A 20,622-nucleotide genomic window follows, 5' to 3' on the forward strand; every position below is an offset into this window, starting at 1 on the left:
ACATCATGAGCAGGCCACTCACACCTTTGATGCATCTGCCCTCCTTCACATCCGGGGTGGATGCCACACACCCTCTGACCGATTCAATCGCCAGCGACCCGCAGGTTATCGAGCTGCGTCGCAGGCTGGAAAAGCTTTCGCGACGCACGCGCCAGGTATTCCTGCTCAGCCGCCTCGACGACTGTTCTTATTCTCAGATCGCCACCTTTCTGGAAATCGATCCGCAGAAAGTCGAACGCGCCATGGAGCGCGTCATGCGACACGCCGCGGGCCACGAATCGCGGGAACAGAACCCGGTGCAGGCGCAGGCCCATGCGTGGTATGTGCATCTGCAAAGTCCGGCGGCCACCGCGAGCCAGCGTATCGAGTTCCGCCACTGGCTGGATGCGGACCCCGCGCATTTACAGGCGTTCCAGGTCAGCGAACGCCTGTGGCGTCAGCTGCGGGCTCCGGCAGCGATGCTCGGCGCGTCTGGCTGGCACCGCCGCAAACGTCGCAACGGACTTGTCTGGTTCCTGACGGCGGCTTTCGTCTGCGGCCTGATGATGACTGCCGAGGCGTTCACCTGACAGGCACCTGCTGCCGTGCAAGACATCGCCCCGAGGGTCGTTCGGTGTAAAGTAGCCGTTTCAGGCGGCACTTAACGCACACAGGAACGTACCGTGACCCTCACCATCAGCGCCGACTTCGACAGCGGCAATATTCAGGTCCTCGACGCCAGCGACCGGACCCGCATCAGCTTGGCTATCCGTCCCGACCTGCAAAGCCCTCACTTCCAGTGGTTCCACTTCAAGGTGGAAGGACTGGCAACAGGCGAACCGCATCACTTCAGTCTCGGCAATGCCAGTGAATCGGCCTTCAGCAGCGCATGGACCGGCTACAACGCCGTCGCTTCCTACGACCATGAAACCTGGTTTCGAGTCCCTTCCAGCTTTGACGGCACGGCGCTCAACTTCAGCCTTGTGCCTGATCAACCGCAAATCTGGTTCGCCTATTTCGAACCCTACAGCCGCGCGCGGCACGAGCGACTGGTGGCGCGGGCAATCGAGGAGGCCGGCATGCAACTGCTCGCCACCGGCAAAAGCGTCGAGGGACGCGATCTGCCGCTGCTGCGCAAGGGCGACGGTGCGGCCGGCAAACGCAAGATCTGGATGATCGCTCAGCAGCACCCCGGCGAACATATGGCCGAGTGGTTCATGGAAGGCGTGATCGATCGTCTGGCGCAGGACGCCGACCCGGTCGTCGCGGCCTTGCTCGACGGCGCGGACCTGTATCTGGTGCCCAACATGAATCCGGATGGCGCATTCCATGGCAACCTGCGCACCAACGCCAAGGGCAAGGATCTCAATCGCGCATGGCAGGACAGCACCGAAGCGCTGAGCCCGGAAGTCTTCTTCGTCCGCCAGCAGATGGAGACCTATGGCGTCGACATGTTTCTTGATGCCCATGGCGACGAGGAAATCCCTTACGTGTTCACCGCCGCCTGTGAAGGCAATCCGGGATACACCCCGCAACAGGCGCAGCTCGAAGCCCATTTCCGCCAGCGCCTGGGCGAGATCACCGTCGACTTCCAGAGCATCCACGGCTATCCGCGCAGCGCTCCGGGCCAGGCCAACATGAATCTGGCCTGCAACAGCGTCGGCGAACGCTACAAGTGTCTGTCGCTGACCCTTGAGATGCCATTCAAGGACAACGACAACGCGCCGGACGCCCTGACCGGCTGGAACGGCAAGCGCTCAGCCCAATTGGGCAGGGATGTGCTGACAGTGCTGAGCGAAATGGTGCCGATGCTGCGCTGATCCGGCGGCACAGATCTGACGACACTGATCCGCGCTGGCGAGAACAAATGCCCACCTACGCGTGGGCATTTTTCCGGATGCTGGAACGGTGATTGATCAACCCCGTCAGAGCCAGCGCAGCGAGCACCATGATCGCCACTCCGTACACGTTGCTGGTGGCGACCAGGCCGAAAGTACGGGCGCTGAAACCTGCCGCCAGCGCAGGCACGCAGAACGCCAGGTAACTGAGCACCAGAAACGTCGACATCAGCCCCGCTCGCTCATGGGCATGGGCCAGCGGCATCAGCATGCGCAGCGCGCCGAGGAAACCTCCGCCGAAACCGACGCCCGCTATCACCGCCCCGGCGAAAAACAGCGCCAGCGTGCCGCTGTTGATCGCGATCAGAATCACCGCGACGCCGAGTGCAAGAAAGCCTGCACCCATCCACAAGCCCAACGCTGGAGGCCGCTGACGCAGGTTGAAGATGGTCAATGCTCCGCTGAGCGTCAGCGCGGCAACCGCCACCCCGCCATTGAGCGGCGAGTCCGAGCCGGTGGCCGCAGCCAGCAGAGACGGGCTGAGCGACAGAAAGAAACCACCCAGCGCCCAGGCCGCAATGTCGACGGGCAACACCAGCCACAACATGCCACGAGCCTGGACCGGAACCGCCAGTGAAGGTTTGAGGGACTGCCACACGCCCGGCTGGCGGCTTACGGTTTCCGGCGTGCGCCACAGATAAAGCGCTTGAAAGACGAACGCCGCCAGCAGCACCCAATAGGCCAGCAACAAAGGCAGCGGCGCGAAACGGACCAGCACTGCCGTGCCAAGCGCGCCCAGCGCCATGCCGAACATCGGCGAGATGCTGTTGATAAGCGGCCCTTGATCGCGGTCGGTATCCAGGAGCGCGGCGCCCAGTGCACTGGCGGCAAGACCGGTGGCAAATCCCTGCACCAGTCGCGCCGAAATCAGCCAGGTGGCGTCGGCGGCGAGAATGAACAGCAGCATTGCGCCGATCTGCAACAACAAGGCACCGAAAATTACCGGACGGCGCCCCAGGTAATCCGACAACGACCCGCCCGTGAGTAGCGCCACCAGCAGGCTCGCAGCGTAGACGGCAAATACCAGAGTCAGCGTGCCCGAGGAAAATCTCCAGGCTTGCTGATAGAGGTGATACAAGGGTGTCGGCGCGCTGGAAGCGGCAAAGAAACTCAACGTGGTAAAAGCCAGGAAACCGACGTTACCGGCCCGGTGGCCATCGGCAGGCAACTCGTTCAACGAAGCGGACATGGTTACACTCTCCTCCAGGTAACTCACTAAAAGCTAAGATGTAGCTTTTAGCGAGTGTGGAACCTCGTCATGCTTAAAGCAAATACTTTGTGTTAAGGTTTTTCGGATGTCCATCAAGGAACCGATCCGCACGGGCGGTCGCAGCGCCCGCGTCCAACAATCGATACATCGAGCCGTGCAGGACCTGCTGGCGGAACAGTCGCGCTCGGAACTCAGCGTTCCGCTGATTGCGGCTCGGGCCGGGGTCACCCCTTCGACCATCTACCGGCGCTGGGGCGACCTGACTGCCCTGCTCGCGGATGTGGCCATCGAGCGCTTGCGACCGGATGAACCCATCGACCACGGCAGCCTGGCTCAGGATCTGTTGAGCTGGAGCGAAATGTATCTGGACGAAATGTCGTCGGCAGCCGGTCGGGAAATGATGCGCGACGTCGCCGCCAGCCAGACCGGCTGTCAGGGCAAGTGCGCCGCCATGGTTCGTGAACAGTTGCAGACCATCATCGACCGTGCCGCGGCCCGTGGCGAGTCATCGCCTGCCGTGGAAGATCTGGTCGACGCGATCGTCGCGCCGATGATCTACCGGATTCTGTATTCCGAGCTGCCACCGACCCCGCAACAGGTTCAGACGTGGGTCAAACGCTGCCTGGGTTGAGCCTCGCTGCCATGGGATAAACCTCGCGCTTTGCACCTGTCGTCTCACGCAGCGGCTATCATGGCCGCTTTTTCCGTATCGACCGAATTGACCTATGCATACTCTCGCAGACCTGCGCGCCGGCAAACTGGCCGGTATCAAACGGCTTGACCTGTCCTGTGGCCTGACCGAGTTCCCGCGCGAGATCTTCGAGCTGGCCGACTCTCTCGAAGTGCTAAACCTGAGCGGCAACGCCCTGGACAGCCTGCCCGAGGACCTGCACCGCTTGCGCAAGCTTGAAGTGCTGTTTGCCTCCGACAACGATTTCAGCGAGCTGCCGGCCTGCCTGGGGCAATGCGAAAGGCTACGGATCATCGGCTTCAAGGCCAACCGTATCGAGCAGGTTCCAGCGCAATCACTGCCGCCGCGCCTGGGCTGGCTGATTCTCACCGATAACCGCATCGCAACGCTGCCCGAGGAGCTCGGTCGCCGGCCGGCATTGCAGAAGCTGATGCTGGCCGGCAATCGCTTGACTGACCTTCCAGCGAGCCTGGCCGATTGTCACCAGCTTGAACTGATTCGTATCGCCGCCAACCGGCTCGACGTCCTTCCCGACTGGCTGCTCGGTTTGCCAGCCCTGGCATGGCTGGCCTACGGTAACAATCCGCTGTGCACCCAGCGGATCGACAGGCCGATCCGGCAAATACCCTGGCAAGCGCTGCATCCCGGCCAGCGTCTCGGCGAAGGCGCCTCGGGCATCATTCAGCAGGCGCTGTGGCACGGCGACGGCGTCGCACAGCAGGTTGCCGTCAAACTCTACAAGGGCGAGGTGACCAGCGACGGCTCGCCGCTCAACGAAATGGCGGCATGCATCGCGGCGGGCGAACATCCGCAACTGATCGGCGTGCTGGGACGAATCGCTGCCCACCCGCAGGATGTGCAAGGGCTGGTCATGCAATTGATTGCTCCGACATTCCGCAACCTCGCCGGCCCGCCGAGCTTGATCTCCTGCACGCGGGACGTCTACGCCGCCGACCTGCGGCTGGAGTTGCCGGTGCTACTGCGCCTCGTGACCGGCATCGCATCGGTAACCGCTCACCTGCACGCGTGCGCAATCACGCACGGCGATCTGTATGGGCACAATATTCTGTGGCAGGACGATGGCAGCTGCCTGCTGGGAGATTTCGGCGCAGCGTCGTTCTTTCCTTCGGCCGAAACAGGGATTGCGCTACAGCGCATCGAGGCGCGGGCGTTCGGAATATTGCTGGGCGAGCTGCTGGAGCGCTGTGACGTCCGTGCTGCCGAACAGAGCATCATCGATCAGTTGCAGGATCTGCAACAACGCTGCACTCAGCCGGCCACTGCGCTGCGACCCTCGCTGAGCGAGATTCATGAGCAGCTGAGAATGTGGAGCGCCTGACGCGCTCCACATTGCAGTCAATCAGCCCGCCAGCCCGACGTACACGTTCTGGACGTCGTCATGGTTGTCGATGGCCGCAAGGAACGCTTCGACCTCGGCCATTTGCTCGTCGGTCAGGCCATCCACCGTGCTTTTCGGACGGTAGCCCAGCTGCGCGGACTGCACGGTGAAGCCGAATTCCGGAAGTTTCTTGCACACCGCGTCCATGTCGGTCGGCTCGGTGAGGAACAGGGTTGCGCCCTCTTCACCGGGTTCGCAATCCTGCGCGCCCGCTTCGATGGCGGCCTCGTCGGGGTCGGCGTCCGGCGAGGCCGGCACTGCCTCGATCATGCCCTGATAGAGGAAATCCCAGGAGACCGAACCGGCGGCGCCGAGCTGACCTTTGCGAAACAGCACGCGGATCTCGGAGACGGTGCGGTTGATGTTGTCCGTCAGGCATTCGACGATGACCGGCACCCGATGCGGGGCGAATCCTTCGTAGGTCAGGCGTTCGAACGTGACGCCATCGCCCAGCAGCCCGGCACCCTTCTTGATCGCGCGCTCCAGCGTTTCACGCGGCATGGATGCCTTCTTGGCCTGCTCGACGACCAGACGCAGGCGCGCGTTCATCTCGGGGTCGGCGCCGTTGCGCGCAGCAATCATGATTTCCTTGGACAGCTTGCCGAAAATACGCCCCTTGGCGTTGGCAGCCGCTTCTTTATGCTTGACCTTCCACTGTGCGCCCATGTTCTGCTCTCTTGATTCGTAGCGCCCCGCTTCTGGCCCGCAAGGCATGCAGGCCATTACCTGGCGGGGCGCTGAAAAATTGGTGACCGCTGACGACGCGTCGGCGCCGCGCGCATTTTATACGCGATGGCCACAGATGAAACCCCTCCCGTGCTCCGCAGCCGGCCAACACGCGCTTTGGCTTGTAGTCCTTTTCTGAAAAATCCGGCAAGCATGCCCAACGGGCCGCGCATTTCGTACCCTGCGCACCTTGAATTTCGAGGTGGGAGAGCCCGTGCATGCGCGATGACCAGCCAATGCCAATCACATTGGCGATTGCCGACTGCCAGGCGGAGCTGCATGTCATCAGCTTCAGCGGCCTGGATGCCCTGAACGAAGTATTTCGGTTCGACATCGACCTGATCAGCCCCGACCCTCTTCTGGATGCCGCCAGCTGGTCCGGGCGTGAGGCGTTTCTGTGCCTGGGGCCGCCCGACCACTGCATCCATGGTCGGGTCTTTCATGCCCGCCAGCATTATGCAGGGACCTGCCTGAGTCATTACCGTCTGAGCCTGATGCCATGCTTGCAAAACCTGGCGCAGCGCCGCCAGCGTCGCGTGCATCAGGACCTGGCGGCCCCGGAGCTAATCGGTGCTCTGCTCCGCGAGCATGGTATCGCGCCCGGCGCATACCGCTTCGACCGGACCGTCGGCACCTATCCACGGCAGGCGACGCGCATTCAATACGATGAGACCGATCTGCACTTCCTCCAGCGGGTCTGTGAAGAAGAAGGCATTCATTTTCGTTTCGAGCATAGTCGCAATCGGCACCTGCTGGTGTTCGCCGACGACCCTGCAAGCTTCGCAGAGCACTCGCCGCCGCTGCGCTTCAACGCGGCCGGCTGCTTTTCCGATAGTGCACCCGACAGCACGAGGCGGCAGACGCCTTCGCTCCAACATCTGGCGGAACGATGGCGCGCCCCGCCTGTTCGGCTCACCGCCCTGCTCCCGGTGCGGCATGCCACCACCGACCTGACCGCTGTCCCCCGCAGCGCCAATCAGGGACGAGCGGCCAATCAGCCGCTTGACGAGCCCGCCGCCGGCCATGCCGCACAAGGGGACGGCATGATCGAACGCCAACGCAGCGTTCGTGAGCTGGAGCGGCTGCGTTGCGAGCGGCGCGGCTTCCAGGGCCGCAGCGATGACACCGGCTTGCGCAGCGGCGTGGTGATGCCGGTGCTGGGCCACCCCGAGCCGCTGTTCAATGATCACTGGCTGCTGACCAGCGTCAGGCACTGGGCCCTGCAGCTGGACGTGCTGGAAGGCTATGACCCTCACGATATCGCGGCGGTCGTCAACAGCAGTCGGGGTGACGCGGATCTGCCCAGCGCGGTCATCCCAGGACACTGTCGGGAACAGGACCGGAAACGCAGATACGGCAACAGTTTTCATGCACTGCCGTGGGCAACGCCCTATCGCCCGCCGCTCAAACGCATCCGGCCGCGCATCACCGGCGAACAGACCGCTACTGTGGTACAGCTCGAACGGGATGAGCAGGGACGCCTGCCGATACGTTTCGACTGGCAACACACGTCATCTGCCAGCCACGGGCAGCTGCCGAGCCTGCCGATGGCGCACATATTTCGGGCAATTGACAAACCGCTGGACGGACTGCGACCGGGCGCGCGGGTGGTCGTGGCTCATCTGGATTGCGACCTCGACCACCCGGTGATCTGCGGCTTGCAGCCTGCGGTGGAGAACGACACCAAGGCACAGCTTTATCTGGACGGCCAGCGAATCGACAACCCGCAGAGCAATCTTGAACTCTCAGCCGGCCAGCACTTGCATGTGGAATCCGGCCGGGCGCTGGTTCTGCGCGGCGACCGGGCCACCCTGGTGCTGGCCGCTCAGCGCATTTCAATCAACGGCCCGCGCACCGTCCACGCCTCGCCGCTGAGCGACGCCATGCAGAACGACCTTGACCCATCCGGCGCCAGACCGGATTTGCGCCTGACTCGCGAGCCCGGCCTGCAAGGCGGGCCGCTGGCTCATTGCACGTGGTACATCGTGCGCATGCCGCAGCCGGGGTTGGAGCATCTGCCGCGCCTGAACCCGGAAGACATCTTGTTCGAGGGTACGACCGATGCGTTGGGCTATCTGGGGCTTTCGGCCCGCCAGCGCGAGCAACTCGCGGTGCTCTATAACCGAAGTGCTGATGGCCGCGCCGCTGATGGCCGCGCCACTGATAGCCAAGCGGGCGCAAACCGCGCCGACCACCAGCTGTGTCTGGTCTATCCAGGGCATTGCCTGACGCTCCACGCCTGGTTCCAGCAGAACTGGACCGAGCGCCAGCGTCAGGCGTTCATGCTCAGCGGCCTTTGAAACGCGGCTCGCGCTTTTCGACGAAGGCGCTCATGCCTTCCTTCTGATCTTCGCTGGCGAAGGCGGCGTGAAATACACGTCGCTCGAAGCGAATGCCTTCGGCAAGGCTGACTTCAAAGGCCCGGTTGACGCTTTCCTTGACCATCATGGCCACCGGCAGCGATTTGCCGGCGATGCTCGCCGCTGCCGCAAGCGCTTCGTCGAGTAACGTTTCAGTCGGCACCACGCGCGCCACCAATCCGGCGCGCTCTGCTTCGTCAGCGTCTATCAGGCGACCGGTCAGACACATCTCCATGGCCTTGGCCTTGCCGACCGCGCGCGCCAGACGCTGGGTGCCGCCCATGCCCGGCAGAACGCCGAGATTGATTTCCGGCTGACCGAAGCGCGCATTGTCGCCGGCCAGAATGAAATCACACATCAGCGCCAGCTCGCAGCCGCCTCCCAGCGCAAAACCGGCCACCGCCGCGATGATCGGTTTACGGCGCGCGGCCACACGGTCGCTCTCCACGAACAGATCGTCCATATAGATCTGCGGGTACGTCAGTTCCGCCATCTCCTTGATGTCCGCACCGGCAGCGAATGCCTTGCTGGAACCGGTAAGCACGATGCAGCCGATACCCGGATCGCGCTCGAAGCCGTCCAGAGCGTGATTCAGCTCGTCGATCAATTGCGCATTCAGCGCATTCAGGGCCTTGGGTCGGTTGAGCGTAATGAGCGCAACGCGATCTCGAACCTCTGTAAGGATTGTTTCGTAAGTCATTGATTATTAACCTTTTGAACAAACTGCCGAGCCAACGGCTTATTCGAAGAATTCACGTTACATATCTATCTCAAATAAATGATCCATAACGAATTAATCGATCAACTCAACCGCCATGGCTGTCGCTTCCCCGCCCCCGATGCAGATGGCCGCCACGCCCCGTTTGAGTTGCCGATGCCGCAGCGCCGACAGCAGCGTGACAATGATCCTGGCACCCGATGCGCCTATCGGGTGGCCCAACGCGCAGGCGCCGCCATGGACATTGACCTTGCTGTGCGGCAACTCCAGGCGAGCCATGGCCACCAACGGCACCACGGCAAATGCCTCGTTGATTTCGAACAGATCGACGTCATCAACGGTCCACCCGGTCTTGCCCAGCAGACGCTGGATGGCACCAATCGGAGCGGTGGTGAACAGGCCCGGCTCGTCGGCGAAGGCCGCGTGGGCCAGGATTTTCGCCAGCGGCTTGAGGCCACGACGCTGAGCTTCAGACTGACGCATCAGCAGTAGCGCCGCCGCGCCGTCGGAAATGGAGCTGGAGTTGGCGGCGGTCACCGTCCCGCCTTCGCGGAAGGCCGGTTTGAGCGTGGGGATCTTTTCCGGTCTGGCCTTGGGTGGCTGCTCGTCCCGGCTGACCTGGCGCTGCTCCTTGCCGACCGTGACCTGGACCGCGACGATCTCGTCATCGAAATAGCCGTTGGCGATGGCCTCCTGAGCCCGGCTCAACGAGGCCAGGGCGAAGGCGTCCTGATCTTCACGACTGAACCCGTTCTGTTGCGCACACTCCTCGGCAAACGTGCCCATCAGGCGACCGGGTTCGTAAGCATCTTCCAGTCCATCGAGAAACATGTGGTCCAGCACGCGGCCATGACCCATGCGATAGCCGCCGCGAGCGCGGTCCAGCAGGTACGGCGCGTTGGACATGCTCTCCATGCCGCCGGCGATCACCACCTTGACGCTGCCGGTCTTGAGCAGATCGTGGGCAAAAATTGCGCTCTGCATGCCCGAACCGCACATTTTGTTGACCGTGGTGCAGAGCGTGGCCGTACCCAGCCCGGCCCCGAGCGCGGCTTGCCGGGCAGGCGCCTGACCAAGGCCTGCGGGCAGCACGCATCCGAACAGGACCTCTTCGACGTCCTGCGGATCGATTCCGGCGCGTTCCACGCTGGCACGGATCGCGGCAGTGCCAAGGCCAATAGCGCTCAGACTCTGGAGTTCGCCCTGAAACCCGCCCATGGGCGTGCGCACGGCACTGACGATGACGACCGGATCGTCCTGATCAACTGGCTGAGGGTGATTGGAATCGGGGTTTTGGTTCAGAGACATGATTTATCTCCTGACTCTTGTTGTTATGGGACAGCAATGATCATCGGCCGACGCGCGGCGTCGGGCAATGGACAGAACAGGCAGATTAGCGGGTATTTGAGCAGCGGTGCGCGCAGAGAATCCTCCACGCCTGTCACAAAGGGCGAATATCCAGACCCGGCCGCGGTCTGAGCCGGTATCCCTCGCACAGACAGCGGAGTCACCGAAATGCCATTCCGTACGCTACGCACGCTGACCGCCGCCCTTGTGCTGATAACTCTGAGCGCCTGCGCGCTGCTGCCCAACCGTGACCCGCTGAATATCAACGTGGTCGGCATCGAGCCGCTCCCCGGCCAGGGTCTGGAGATGCGCATGGCGGTCAAGCTGAGGTTGCAGAACCCCAACGAAACGGCGGTCGACTACAACGGCGTGGCGCTGGAGCTGGACGTCAATAGCCGCCTGCTGGCGTCAGGGGTGAGTGACCAGCAAGGCAGCATCGGCCGTTTTTCCGAAGCGGTACTGGTAGTGCCGGTCAGTGTCTCGGCGTTCGCCGCGATACGCCAGGCGGTCGGGCTGACGCAGAGTCAGCGGCTGGACAACCTGCCCTATACCCTGCGCGGCAAGCTGGCCGGCGGCGTGTTCGGCACGATGCGCTTTGAAGACAGCGGCACGCTGAGTCTGCCGCAGAGCTACGGCAGCGGCTGGTAAGCCAGCGGGCTCAAGGCCGCTTGCGGCAAGCGCGATGCCGGGGCCGGATTATCGGGCGGCTGCCATCAGGCGGTTGACTTCACTGCGTACCATGTTTGCGTACTCGGGCGGGCTCATGCCGTCGAGTTCCGAACGAACCCACTCCGACCATTTGCCCTTGCGCTTGGCCCGTTCACCCATCAGTCGGGCCGCCTCGCCCTTGGCCTTGCCCAGATTGCTCTGCCACAGGTCAAACAGACGGGACTTTTCATCCTCGATAGCGGCACGTTCAGGAAGAGACCGATTGGCCAGATTGAAACTCATAGCGATCACCTACGACTAAAAACGGCTGCATCTTACACCCGTGCGTTTGGTCTTCCGATGCAAAAACGTTCGAAATCGCTCTGTCGCTTGTTGCAGAGCGCCGCACCGGTGCAACTTTTTTCAAAGTCGCGGACTCCATAGCTCACTACGGCCATCAACAGAAGGAAAGCACCATGTCCCGTAACCACACTGCCCAGAACGCCGACCAGATCAAGGATCAGGCCTTCAGCGACCTGCAGTCGTTGATTGAAGAATCGGACAAGTTGCTCAAGGACAGTTCGACGCTGGCAGGCGAAGAAGCAGAGACGCTGCGCGCGCAGGTAAGCCTGAAGCTCAAGCAGGCGATGGAATCGGTGGCCAGCGTGCGTGAGCGCACCAAGCCGGTGGTCGAGGCGACTGAAACCTATATCGGTGTGCACCCATGGCAGACGGTTGCCGCTTCCGCCGGTTTCGGGCTGATTGTCGGCCTGCTGCTGGGCCGTCGCTGACAGGCAACGGTGCGGGTGGCTGCTGTCACCCGCACCCGTCTCGCTATTGGGCCCTCTGAATCACCGACGGAGCCGCCAGACGGTGGGATTTTGCAACCTTGGCCTGCAACGCTACGCGCTGGGCCTCGGCTTCCGCTTCGCTGGCATAGGGCCCGATCAGCATCTGTTGCTTTTCGTCGATCACGACAATCACTGGCGCATAGCCACGTTCCAACAACCAGGCGCTGGTATCACTCACCGCTTCCTTGGTATTCATCTGAATGAACCACTTGGGGCTCGCCGCCTGTGACGCGGGCGCGTCGGCCTGAGCGTTCGTCCTGGTGTCCTGGGCCACGGCAGGCTGAGCGGCCTGCCGGGGAGAATTTTTGCCGCTGCCAGCATCACATCCGGCCAATGCCAGCACTGCCATGATCATTACGGTCTTGCGCACGAAAGTCTGCTCCTCGTCTGAAGTGCGCGAGTCTAGCACCGCCGCCCGGCGCTGTGCCCGGCCGCGTCGAGGTGACGCATGGGCCGGCAGGCGACCGATTTCATCACGAGGCCCGCGGAACACGGCGCAGGGTGCGACCCTCGATCCTGTAATCAAATATTTCCCGACGCCACAATCGTCAATTTAGCGGCCCCGACACATCAGCCGTCTATGCTGACCGCTGGCTTAATGCCGTCGTACTGAATTGCAGGAGTCTGACTATGTGCAATCGCAACCCGCTTCATTGCATCATCCCGCCATACATCCTGGAACACATGGCCCGCTCCCACGGCGCGGCCGCCATCGCCAACCTGACCAGCAGCTCGGCGTTCGTCGCCTCGCGCATGACCGCCCGCGCCATGCCGACCCTGCTCGCGGTGCAGTCGCCGGATGGTCGAAAGCACCGCATGGCCTATGACGCCAAGGGCACCAACCAGCTGCCGGGCACGCTGGCACGCTCCGAGGGTCAAGACGCGACGGGCGACCTGGCGCTGGATGAGGCGTTCGACGGGTCGGGCGATGTCTACGACTTTTATCAGGAGCTGTTCGAGCGCAACTCACTGGATGACGCCGGTATGACGCTGGTCTCCACGGTGCACGTGGCGGAAGTCGATTTCGACGGCGATTACGTTCCCCTGAGCAACGCCTACTGGAACGGCAGCCAGATGGCTTACGGCGACGGCGATGACGTGGTGTTCCGACGCTTTACGGCGAGCCTTGAAGTCATCGGCCATGAACTGACCCACGGTGTGCAGGCGTTCAGCTCCAATCTGGAGTATCAAGGGCAGTCTGGCGCACTCAATGAACACTTTGCTGACGTGTTCGGTATTCTGGTCCGCCAGTGGAAGGAAGGCACCAGCGCCGAGCAATCCAGCTGGCTGGTCGGTGCCGAACTGCTGGTGCCGGCCCCTACACGACGGGGAATCCGCGACATGGAGAATCCCGGCACGGCGTACAATAACGACCCGGATCTGGGCGACGATCCGCAACCGGCGAACATGTCCGACCTCTACACCGGTGCCAAGGACCGTGGCGGTGTGCATATCAATTCGGGGATTCCGAACCGTGCCTTCGTGCTCACGGCCAAGGCGCTGGGCGGGAATGCCTGGGACATTGCCGGCAGGATCTGGTACGAAACCATGTTGCAGCTGCGGCCCGATGCACAGTTTGTCGACTGTGCCAGAACGACTGTCAGGGTCGCCGGCGATCCGCGTTTCGGCTCCGCGGCGAAGAAGGCAGTGCAAGCGGCCTGGAAAAAGGTCGGCATCAGTGTTTGAACCACAGGAGGCTGAAGATGAAAGTGTGCCTGGTGCAATCCGGCGGATTCGTCGGCGCCATCAAGCGGTGTGAGGTCGACACCGATACGCTGGAGAAGCCTGAAGCCGAGCAGGTTCGGCGTCTGGTGCAGGAAAGCGGTTTGCGCCAGTCCGGGCAATCGTTTTCCGACCCGGCTCGGGATCTGAAGCAGTACGAACTGACCATCGAAGACGAAACCCGCGCCATCTGCCTGACGTTCGATGATCAGAACGTTCCTCAGGCAGCGCGCAGGTTGTTGGGTTACATGCAGAAGCGCGCCCTTCCCGGAAGACTGTGAAAACAGCAGGTGGCCTGCAGCCGCCAGGCTGAGGGCCACCAAGGCATCAGCACTGGCCCCTTCGCCGGCAAGCTGGCTCCGCAGGACCGTGGCAAATAATGGCGCAATGACATTGGAACGACGGTCGTCGCCCGCGGTCCATGACTCAACGCCCTGATGATCCCGGCGCGCACAAAAAAATGCCTTGCAGACGCGAAAAAGGTATCTTCCCGTGCCGTCCGGTATCACCACTCTCTGACAGCATCAAACGGCGCCCATGACCCGCGAGCATTCCATACTACATCGGCAAGGCCTGATTATCTGCGAGCACTGTGATTCGCTCTATGAAGCGCTGCCGCTCAAGGCTGGTGAGTCCGCGCATTGCCTGCGTTGCAAGGCGCTTCTGGGCCGCGGCCACCGCCTGAGTATCGAACAGCTACTGGCGTTGACGATTGCCGCTGCGTTGTTCTTTCTGTTCGCCAACCTGTTCCCGGTCATCAGCATCAATATGAAAGGGCTGACCAACGAAGTCACTCTGTGGGAATCGGTCGAGGCGCTCGCCCAGGGACGCATCACCCTGATCGCGCTGGTCGCCGGCCTGTCGATCATCTTTGCCCCGCTGCTGCAGATCGCCCTGCTCTTCTGGGTGCTGCTGCATGCTCAGAAAGGGGTGATCGCACCGGGCTTCAAGACCTGCATGCGGGCCCTGGAACACCTGCGGCCCTGGAGCATGCTGGAGGTATGCATGCTCGGCATTCTGGTGGCAATCATCAAACTGTCCGGCATGCTCGACGTGCACCCCGGCGTCGGTTTGTGGGCCATGGCGATGCTGATGGTGCTGATCCTGCTGATCGCCAATCGCGATATCCGCAGGCTGTGGGACGAGCTGGGAGTCCGTCCCGAATGAACGGTGTTCCCTTTGCCCGCGAACAGCACCTGTGTCTGTGCCATATCTGCGGTTACGCCTGCGATGAGGACGCGACACAGTGCCCACGCTGCGATTCACCGGTGCATCGCCGCAAACCCAACAGCATCGCGCGCACCTGGGCATTTCTGATCGCCGGGCTGATTTTCTATCTGCCGGCCAACCTGTTGCCGGTCATGTATACAACGCTGCTTGGCAACAGCAGCCAGAACACCATCATGAGCGGCGTGATCGAGTTCTTCCAGGGCGGTTCGTGGGACATCGCCATCCTGATTTTCATTGCCAGCGTGGTGGTGCCATGCGCAAAGTTTCTGGTGCTGGGCATGCTGCTGATCACCTGCCAGCGGCGCAGTCGCTGGGCCATGGTCGAACGCGCCCGGATGTACCGGTTCATCGAGCTGATCGGTTACTGGTCGATGCTCGATGTGCTGGTGGTCGCGCTGGTGGCGTCTCTTGTGCAGTTCCGTGAGCTCAGCACCATCGAGCCGCGTATCGGTATTCTGTTTTTTGGCTTGGTAGTGGTGATGACGATGTTCGCCGCCATGAGTTTCGATCCCCGGCTCATCTGGGATGCAGAGGTTGAAGATGTCTGACAGTACTCCCCCTCCGAACGCTTCGACGCCCGCGCGGCCTGAAGTCAAACGTCGTCGCATGCGCGTGTCGCTGATCTGGCTGGTGCCAATCGTGGCCGGGATCATCGGCCTGACCATGGCGTTCAACGACTGGATGAATCTGGGGCCGCGAATCACGGTCAGTTTTCTGACCGCCGAGGGTCTGGAAGCCAACAAGACCCAGGTCAAGTACAAGAACGTGGTGATCGGCGTCGTTACCGAAATCGAGCTGAGCGATGACCGTACCCACGTGCTGGCGACCATCGAGCTGAACAACACGGCAGGCCCGTTCACCCGTGTCGACAGTCAGTACTGGGTGGTACGGCCGCGCATCGGTGCCCATGGCGTATCCGGCGTCGATACCCTGCTGTCGGGCGCGTTCATCGGCGCCGACGCAGGCAGTTCGGAAGACACCAAGACTGACTTCACTGGCCTGGAAACCCCACCGCCGGTGACCTTCGGCGAAAAAGGCAAGCGCTTCACGCTGCACACCGATGATCTGGGATCGCTGGACATCGGCTCACCGGTGTACTTCCGCCGCATTCAGGTCGGCCAGGTGGTGTCCTTCAACCTGTCGCAGGACGGCAAGGGCGTTGACGTGCAGATCTTCATCAATTCGCCGAACGACCAGTTCATCACCACTGACACCCGTTTCTGGAACGCCAGCGGCGTCGATGTCACGGTCGGTGCCGCGGGCCTGAAGGTCAACACCCAGTCATTGACGTCGATCCTGTCGGGTGGCATCGCCTTCCGCGAACCGAACTGGAGCCCCAACGCCGTTCCCGCCGACGAAAATGCCGAGTTCAAGATCTTCGACGATCAGGCCGCCGCCATGGCGCCGCCCGACGGCGAACCGATCTACGTGCGCATGCGCTTCAATCAGTCGCTGCGCGGCATGGCCGTCAATTCGCCAGTCGAATTCGTGGGCGTGAACATTGGCCGGGTGGTCTCGGTAGACCTGGACTACGACGCGGCGACCCAGACATTCCCCGGGATTGTCGGCGCGGTGATTTACCCCGACCGCCTGGGCATCGCCCAGTCCAAGATCAAGGAATTGGCCGGCAAGGGCAATGAAGAGGAAAAATCGGCCCGGGTGCTGGGCATGTTCGTCAACAACGGCCTGCGGGCCCAGGCGCGGACCGGCAACTTGCTGACCGGCCAGTTGTACATTTCTCTGGATTTCGATCCCAAGGCGCGCAAGATCGCCTTTAACCCCAGAGCGCGGCCGATGGAAATTCCGACCGTGGCGGGTAGTTTCGACAAGCTGCAGGAACAATTGCAGGCGCTCGTTGACAAGATCAGCCGTCTGCCACTTGATGAACTGGCTGGCAATCTCAACGGCAGCCTGAGCGAACTGCAAAAAACCCTCAAGCAGGTCAACAGCAGCGTGCTTCCGCAAATGCGCGGCACCTTGCAGCAGGCCGAGAAAACGCTCGGCTCGGCCAACGACGCGCTGGGTGAAGACTCGCCGGGTCGTCAGCAACTGGGCCAGGCCATGGAAGAAGTTCAGCGCACCGCCCGTTCGGTCCGCGTGCTGACCGACTTCCTCAGCCGTCACCCTGAAGCGCTGATCCGCGGCCGCACCAGCGAAGCCGCGCCCCGCTCTTTCAACGCTCCGTCTTCGTCCCGTGCCATCGACCTGGAACCCAACCAATGACCTTGCGCCTGAAACTGATCGTACTGGCCACCGCACTGGGCATGGCCGCCTGCTCGTCCCCGCAGACCCGCTATTACACGCTGATCGCGCCGATGGGCAACGCTCAGGCGCCTGCCGTACAGGCAGCGCCGTTTCAGTTCGAGATGCAGCCTGTGCTGATGCCGGTCCAGGTCGATCAACCCCCTCTGGTAGTGCGTCAGGGCAACGGAACCCTGGGCATTCTCGATACCGAACGCTGGGGCTCGCCGCTGGGCGATGAGTTTCACGACGCCCTGACCGCCCAGCTGGAACGCCGCTTCGGCGCTCGCGACATGGCCGGGCTGCCCAAGGACACTGGTCGGCCCGTGCTGTCCGTGCGCACCGACGTCCGGCGTTTCGAGTCGGCACCGAACAACTACGCGCTGATCGATGTGGTGTGGACGCTCAGTCTGCGTGACGCCGGCGCCCAGTCAGGCAGCAAGCGTCGCAACCTGACCTGCAGCAGCGTCATCAGCGAACAGGCCGGTGAAGGCATGGACAACCTGATCGCCGCGCATCAGAAAGCCGTCGCGGAGCTGGCCGACGCCGTTGCCACGACTGCGCGCCAGTGGACGCAGAACGCCGAGGCGCGCTGCCTGTAACTCGTTTTTTTATTTTTTGCCCGCCAACGGGCTCCGCGACCGGGGCCCGACTCGCTTCGAGGCGTCTAGGGCCAGCCCTGCGACTACCTCGGGATTTCTGACGCCAGAGTTCTGCAATTTCGCAGCGACCCGCCCCTATTACCTAATTTTTGCAACTCGGTATAATGTGCCACCATCTGGCTGTCATTGGCCGGGCAACGGACATGCTGTAGGCATACCTCCTTACCAAAGTGCGCAGTCGGGCACTGGCGGGTGCGCCTGTTCCTTCCCTTAAAGTGCGGTAACCCAGGACTCAGGTCCGGCGAGCGATTTCTTGAGGACAAACGAATGACAGGAATAGGCCCACGACTAAAGCGCGAGCGACTGCGGCTCAAGCTGTCGCAGAGCGCGATGGGTGCCATTGGCGGCGTGGAAACCAATGCCCAGGGTAATTACGAAAACGGCATCCGCTCACCGCGCGCGGACTATCTTTCGCGGATCTCCGAAGCCGGGGTCGACGTCACTTATGTCGTGACCGGCTTCAGCCTGGAACGCTCCATCTCGGCCAACGAAACCCTGGAAAAAGACAGCCCTGAACTGCTCAACCGCGCGATCAACCGGCTGCACGGCAGCCTGCATGAAGTGACCCAGCACCTCTATCACATGACCCGCCTTGTGGAAGCACGCGCGCAGAATGTGGAGATCGACAAGGCGCAGCTGGAGCACATCAAGGGCGACGCCGAGGCCATCACCATCGCCACCGTCCGGCTGATCTACATGACCTCGCGATTGATCTGAAGCCATCAGGGTCGACAATCTCATGCACTTTCTGACGGCCGTGCCGCGTTGATGCGGGCGAGCGCCGGCCGTAAGACTATGCTCAATGATTGTCAGCGAGCTCCCGACGCCCGGGCCCCTTTGTATTACCCGTGAGCCAGACCGTCTCACCGCGCTGCCCGAGTTGCAGTGAAGGATCCTCGCATCCTCGAACTGCCACGACAGGTAATGACTCATGAATACCCCCGATCTACAGGCACTCAAGGAGCGTCAAAGGGAGGCATGGAGCAGCGGTGACTACGCGATGATCGGCACTACGCTGGCACTCACCGGTGAACTGCTGGCCGAAGCCTGCGACCTGCGCTACGACGAAAAGGTGCTGGACGTTGCGGCCGGCAATGGCAACGCCACCCTGGCCGCCGCACGCCGCGGTTGCGTGGTCACCTCGACCGACTACGTCGCCGGCCTGCTGGAGCGCGGCCGGGAGCGTGTTCGCGCAGAACGTTTCGACGTGACTTTCCTTGAGGCCGATGCCGAAGCACTGCCGTATGCGGACGCCAGTTTCGATGCAGTACTGTCGACCTTCGGCGTCATGTTCACCCCCGATCAGCCACGTGCCGCCGATCAACTGTCCCGAGTCTGTCGTCCTGGCGGGCGCATCGGTCTGACGTGCTGGACGCCCGACGGCTTCATAGGCCAGATGTTCAAGGTACTGGGCCGTTACGCGCCCCTGCCTGCCGGCGTAGCGTCGCCGTTGCTGTGGGGCGTGGAGTCGCACCTGCAGACCTTGTTCACTGGTAATGCCAGCCGGGTGGACGTGACCGCGCGCCTGTTCAACTTCCGTTATCGGTCGCCAGAGCATTTCGTGGAAATCTTCCGCCACTGGTATGGGCCGGTGCACAAGGCGTTCGCCAGGCTGGAAGCGGATCACGCCAATGCGCTGCAGGCCGAGCTGACCGAGCTGATTTCGAGCAGAAACCAGGCCGGGCCCGGCTCGCTGGTGGTGCCGTCGGAGTATCTGGAAGTGGTGGTTCATCGGGCCTGAACCTTCGCATTCCCGTGGAAGGGAGCTTGCTCGCGACAGCGTCATCCCAGACCACACATCTGTAGTGGCTGAACCGACCGCGTCGCCAGCAAGCTGCCGCAGCACATGTGCCTGCACCTGACTCCGTGGGAGCCAACTTGCTGGCGAGGACACAAGAACAGGCGACACAACAGCTGCGCCTGTACCGGCCTCTTCGCCAGCAAGCTGGCTCGACACACCCGTCAGCGGCGTTTCATCCGGTCGATGATCACCGCCAGCAGCAGGATGGTGCCGCGGATCACGTACTGATAGAACGTGTCGATGTTTTTCAGGTTCATGGCGTTCTCGATGATCGCCAGAATCAGCACCCCGGCAATCACGTGGCGGATCATGCCGATGCCGCCGCTGAGCGACACCCCGCCCAGCACGCAGGCGGAAATCACCGTCAGCTCGAAACCCTGGCCAATCATTGGCTGACCGGATGTCATGCGCGAGGCGAGAATCACCCCGGCCAGCGCGCCGATCAGGCCATGGACGGCAAAGATGATGATCTTGGTGCGGTCGACATGAACACCGGCCAGCAACGCCGCCTCCTGATTACCGCCAATGGCCATGGTATTGCGGCCGTAGGTGGTGTAGTTGAGCAGCCAGCCGAAAAAGATGAAGCAGGCGATGGTAATCAGGATCGGCACCGGCACGCCGTAGAACTGCCCGTTGCCGAAGATGAAGAAGTCTTCGTTGGAAACGCCGACCGCCTTGCCGTTGGAAAAGATGTAAGCCAGGCCGCGCACGATCTGCATCGTCGCCAGCGTGGTGATCAGCGCATTGATCCGCAGTTTGGCGATCACGATGCCGTTGATCAGCCCGACCACCACACCCATTGCCAACGCCGCGCTGACACCCAGCACCACGCTGTCCGTGTCGCGGATGACAATCCCGGCGATGACGCCGGCGCATGCCAGCACTGAACCGACCGACAGGTCGAAATGGCCCGACGCAAGGCAATAGAGCATGGTGCAGGCGGCAATGCCGACGGTGGAGATCGCCAGTCCCAGCCCGCGCATGTTCAACGGCGACATGAAGTTGTCGATGAACACCGCGCAGAGCACGAAGATGCCCAGCGCGGCCAACAGCATTACCCATTCATCGACGAACCGGCGCAGGTTCAAGCCCTGGCGGGGAGCCCGCAGGCTGGTTTCGGTAGACATACGCACCTCTTT

The 20,622-nt window shown here is 62.3% G+C and carries 22 protein-coding genes; 15 read left to right on the forward strand and 7 right to left on the reverse strand.

The window, feature by feature from the left end; translation table 11 throughout:
* The first annotated feature begins 5 nt into the window (after nucleotides 1-5).
* A complete protein-coding gene (locus J3P77_RS12520; RefSeq protein WP_434681996.1) occupies nucleotides 6-569 on the forward strand; it encodes a sigma factor-like helix-turn-helix DNA-binding protein in 564 nt (187 codons plus the stop codon).
* A 93-nt stretch (nucleotides 570-662) separates the two neighbouring features.
* Nucleotides 663-1,799 (forward strand): M14 family metallopeptidase, encoded by a 1,137-nt coding sequence (locus tag J3P77_RS12525; protein ID WP_434676949.1) that lies wholly within the window; start codon nucleotides 663-665, stop codon nucleotides 1,797-1,799.
* 55 nt (nucleotides 1,800-1,854) lie between these two features.
* On the opposite strand, the gene J3P77_RS12530 is transcribed toward J3P77_RS12525, so the two are convergent.
* On the reverse strand, nucleotides 1,855-3,066 hold the full coding sequence (locus J3P77_RS12530; protein ID WP_434676950.1) for an MFS transporter: 1,212 nt from the start codon (nucleotides 3,064-3,066) through the stop codon (nucleotides 1,855-1,857).
* 106 nt (nucleotides 3,067-3,172) lie between these two features.
* On the opposite strand from J3P77_RS12530, the gene J3P77_RS12535 reads away from it, so the two are divergent.
* Complete coding sequence (locus J3P77_RS12535) at nucleotides 3,173-3,718, forward strand: TetR/AcrR family transcriptional regulator (protein WP_434676951.1); 546 nt, start codon at nucleotides 3,173-3,175, stop codon at nucleotides 3,716-3,718.
* Nucleotides 3,719-3,812: 94 nt separating this feature from the next.
* Nucleotides 3,813-5,117 (forward strand): leucine-rich repeat-containing protein kinase family protein, encoded by a 1,305-nt coding sequence (locus J3P77_RS12540; RefSeq protein WP_434676952.1) that lies wholly within the window; start codon nucleotides 3,813-3,815, stop codon nucleotides 5,115-5,117.
* Nucleotides 5,118-5,138: 21 nt separating this feature from the next.
* On the opposite strand, the gene J3P77_RS12545 is transcribed toward J3P77_RS12540, so the two are convergent.
* The gene (locus J3P77_RS12545; RefSeq protein WP_434676953.1) at nucleotides 5,139-5,843 is read right to left on the reverse strand and encodes a YebC/PmpR family DNA-binding transcriptional regulator; all 705 of its coding nucleotides are present in this window, start codon (nucleotides 5,841-5,843) and stop codon (nucleotides 5,139-5,141) included.
* A 296-nt stretch (nucleotides 5,844-6,139) separates the two neighbouring features.
* On the opposite strand from J3P77_RS12545, the gene J3P77_RS12550 reads away from it, so the two are divergent.
* Nucleotides 6,140-8,203: a type VI secretion system Vgr family protein gene (locus J3P77_RS12550; RefSeq protein ID WP_434676954.1), complete on the forward strand. Its 2,064-nt coding sequence runs from the start codon at nucleotides 6,140-6,142 to the stop codon at nucleotides 8,201-8,203.
* On the opposite strand, the gene J3P77_RS12555 is transcribed toward J3P77_RS12550, so the two are convergent.
* Complete coding sequence (locus J3P77_RS12555) at nucleotides 8,190-8,963, reverse strand: enoyl-CoA hydratase (protein ID WP_434676955.1); 774 nt, start codon at nucleotides 8,961-8,963, stop codon at nucleotides 8,190-8,192. The two genes, J3P77_RS12550 and J3P77_RS12555, sit on opposite strands and share 14 nt — an antisense overlap.
* Before the next feature lie 93 nt (nucleotides 8,964-9,056).
* Complete coding sequence (locus tag J3P77_RS12560) at nucleotides 9,057-10,289, reverse strand: acetyl-CoA C-acyltransferase (RefSeq protein WP_434676956.1); 1,233 nt, start codon at nucleotides 10,287-10,289, stop codon at nucleotides 9,057-9,059.
* 207 nt (nucleotides 10,290-10,496) lie between these two features.
* Between J3P77_RS12560 and J3P77_RS12565 the strand changes: the two genes are divergently transcribed.
* Nucleotides 10,497-10,976 carry an LEA type 2 family protein gene (locus J3P77_RS12565; RefSeq protein WP_434676957.1) on the forward strand — a complete coding sequence of 160 codons (480 nt, stop codon included), beginning with the start codon at nucleotides 10,497-10,499 and terminating at the stop codon, nucleotides 10,974-10,976.
* Nucleotides 10,977-11,024: 48 nt separating this feature from the next.
* Here J3P77_RS12565 and J3P77_RS12570 read toward each other — a convergent pair whose 3' ends face one another.
* Nucleotides 11,025-11,279 carry a hypothetical protein gene (locus J3P77_RS12570; protein WP_434676958.1) on the reverse strand — a complete coding sequence of 85 codons (255 nt, stop codon included), beginning with the start codon at nucleotides 11,277-11,279 and terminating at the stop codon, nucleotides 11,025-11,027.
* Nucleotides 11,280-11,452: 173 nt separating this feature from the next.
* On the opposite strand from J3P77_RS12570, the gene J3P77_RS12575 reads away from it, so the two are divergent.
* Entirely contained in the window at nucleotides 11,453-11,767 is a 315-nt protein-coding gene (locus J3P77_RS12575) for a DUF883 family protein (RefSeq protein ID WP_434676959.1), read from the forward strand.
* Between the two features lie 43 nt (nucleotides 11,768-11,810).
* Here the strand turns inward: J3P77_RS12575 and J3P77_RS12580 are convergent, their stop codons facing one another.
* Nucleotides 11,811-12,197, reverse strand: coding sequence for a hypothetical protein (locus J3P77_RS12580; RefSeq protein ID WP_434676960.1), 387 nt, complete (start codon nucleotides 12,195-12,197; stop codon nucleotides 11,811-11,813).
* 260 nt (nucleotides 12,198-12,457) lie between these two features.
* On the opposite strand from J3P77_RS12580, the gene J3P77_RS12585 reads away from it, so the two are divergent.
* The 8 genes from J3P77_RS12585 (at nucleotide 12,458) to J3P77_RS12620 (ending at nucleotide 19,423) form a co-directional block, all read left to right on the forward strand.
* A complete protein-coding gene (locus J3P77_RS12585) occupies nucleotides 12,458-13,513 on the forward strand; it encodes a M4 family metallopeptidase (protein ID WP_434676961.1) in 1,056 nt (351 codons plus the stop codon).
* A 17-nt stretch (nucleotides 13,514-13,530) separates the two neighbouring features.
* Nucleotides 13,531-13,830: a protealysin inhibitor emfourin gene (locus tag J3P77_RS12590; protein WP_434676962.1), complete on the forward strand. Its 300-nt coding sequence runs from the start codon at nucleotides 13,531-13,533 to the stop codon at nucleotides 13,828-13,830.
* 256 nt (nucleotides 13,831-14,086) lie between these two features.
* Complete coding sequence (locus tag J3P77_RS12595; RefSeq protein WP_434676963.1) at nucleotides 14,087-14,716, forward strand: paraquat-inducible protein A; 630 nt, start codon at nucleotides 14,087-14,089, stop codon at nucleotides 14,714-14,716.
* Nucleotides 14,713-15,327, forward strand: a complete 615-nt coding sequence (locus J3P77_RS12600) for a paraquat-inducible protein A (protein ID WP_434676964.1) — start codon at nucleotides 14,713-14,715, stop codon at nucleotides 15,325-15,327. The genes J3P77_RS12595 and J3P77_RS12600 overlap by 4 nt, the downstream gene beginning before the upstream one ends.
* Complete coding sequence (locus tag J3P77_RS12605) at nucleotides 15,320-17,002, forward strand: intermembrane transport protein PqiB (protein WP_434676965.1); 1,683 nt, start codon at nucleotides 15,320-15,322, stop codon at nucleotides 17,000-17,002. Before J3P77_RS12600 ends, J3P77_RS12605 begins: the two co-directional genes overlap by 8 nt.
* A complete protein-coding gene (locus tag J3P77_RS12610) occupies nucleotides 16,999-17,622 on the forward strand; it encodes a PqiC family protein (RefSeq protein WP_434676966.1) in 624 nt (207 codons plus the stop codon). Before J3P77_RS12605 ends, J3P77_RS12610 begins: the two co-directional genes overlap by 4 nt.
* A gap of 327 nt (nucleotides 17,623-17,949) precedes the next feature.
* Nucleotides 17,950-18,399: a helix-turn-helix domain-containing protein gene (locus J3P77_RS12615; RefSeq protein WP_434676967.1), complete on the forward strand. Its 450-nt coding sequence runs from the start codon at nucleotides 17,950-17,952 to the stop codon at nucleotides 18,397-18,399.
* A gap of 214 nt (nucleotides 18,400-18,613) precedes the next feature.
* The gene (locus J3P77_RS12620) at nucleotides 18,614-19,423 is read left to right on the forward strand and encodes a class I SAM-dependent methyltransferase (protein WP_434676968.1); all 810 of its coding nucleotides are present in this window, start codon (nucleotides 18,614-18,616) and stop codon (nucleotides 19,421-19,423) included.
* 221 nt (nucleotides 19,424-19,644) lie between these two features.
* Here J3P77_RS12620 and araH read toward each other — a convergent pair whose 3' ends face one another.
* Nucleotides 19,645-20,610 (reverse strand): L-arabinose ABC transporter permease AraH, encoded by a 966-nt coding sequence (gene araH, locus J3P77_RS12625; protein ID WP_434676969.1) that lies wholly within the window; start codon nucleotides 20,608-20,610, stop codon nucleotides 19,645-19,647.
* Nucleotides 20,611-20,622 lie beyond the last annotated feature (12 nt).

The sequence above is a fragment of the Pseudomonas sp. R1-18 genome (assembly GCF_051132095.1).
GTDB lineage: Bacteria > Pseudomonadota > Gammaproteobacteria > Pseudomonadales > Pseudomonadaceae > Aquipseudomonas.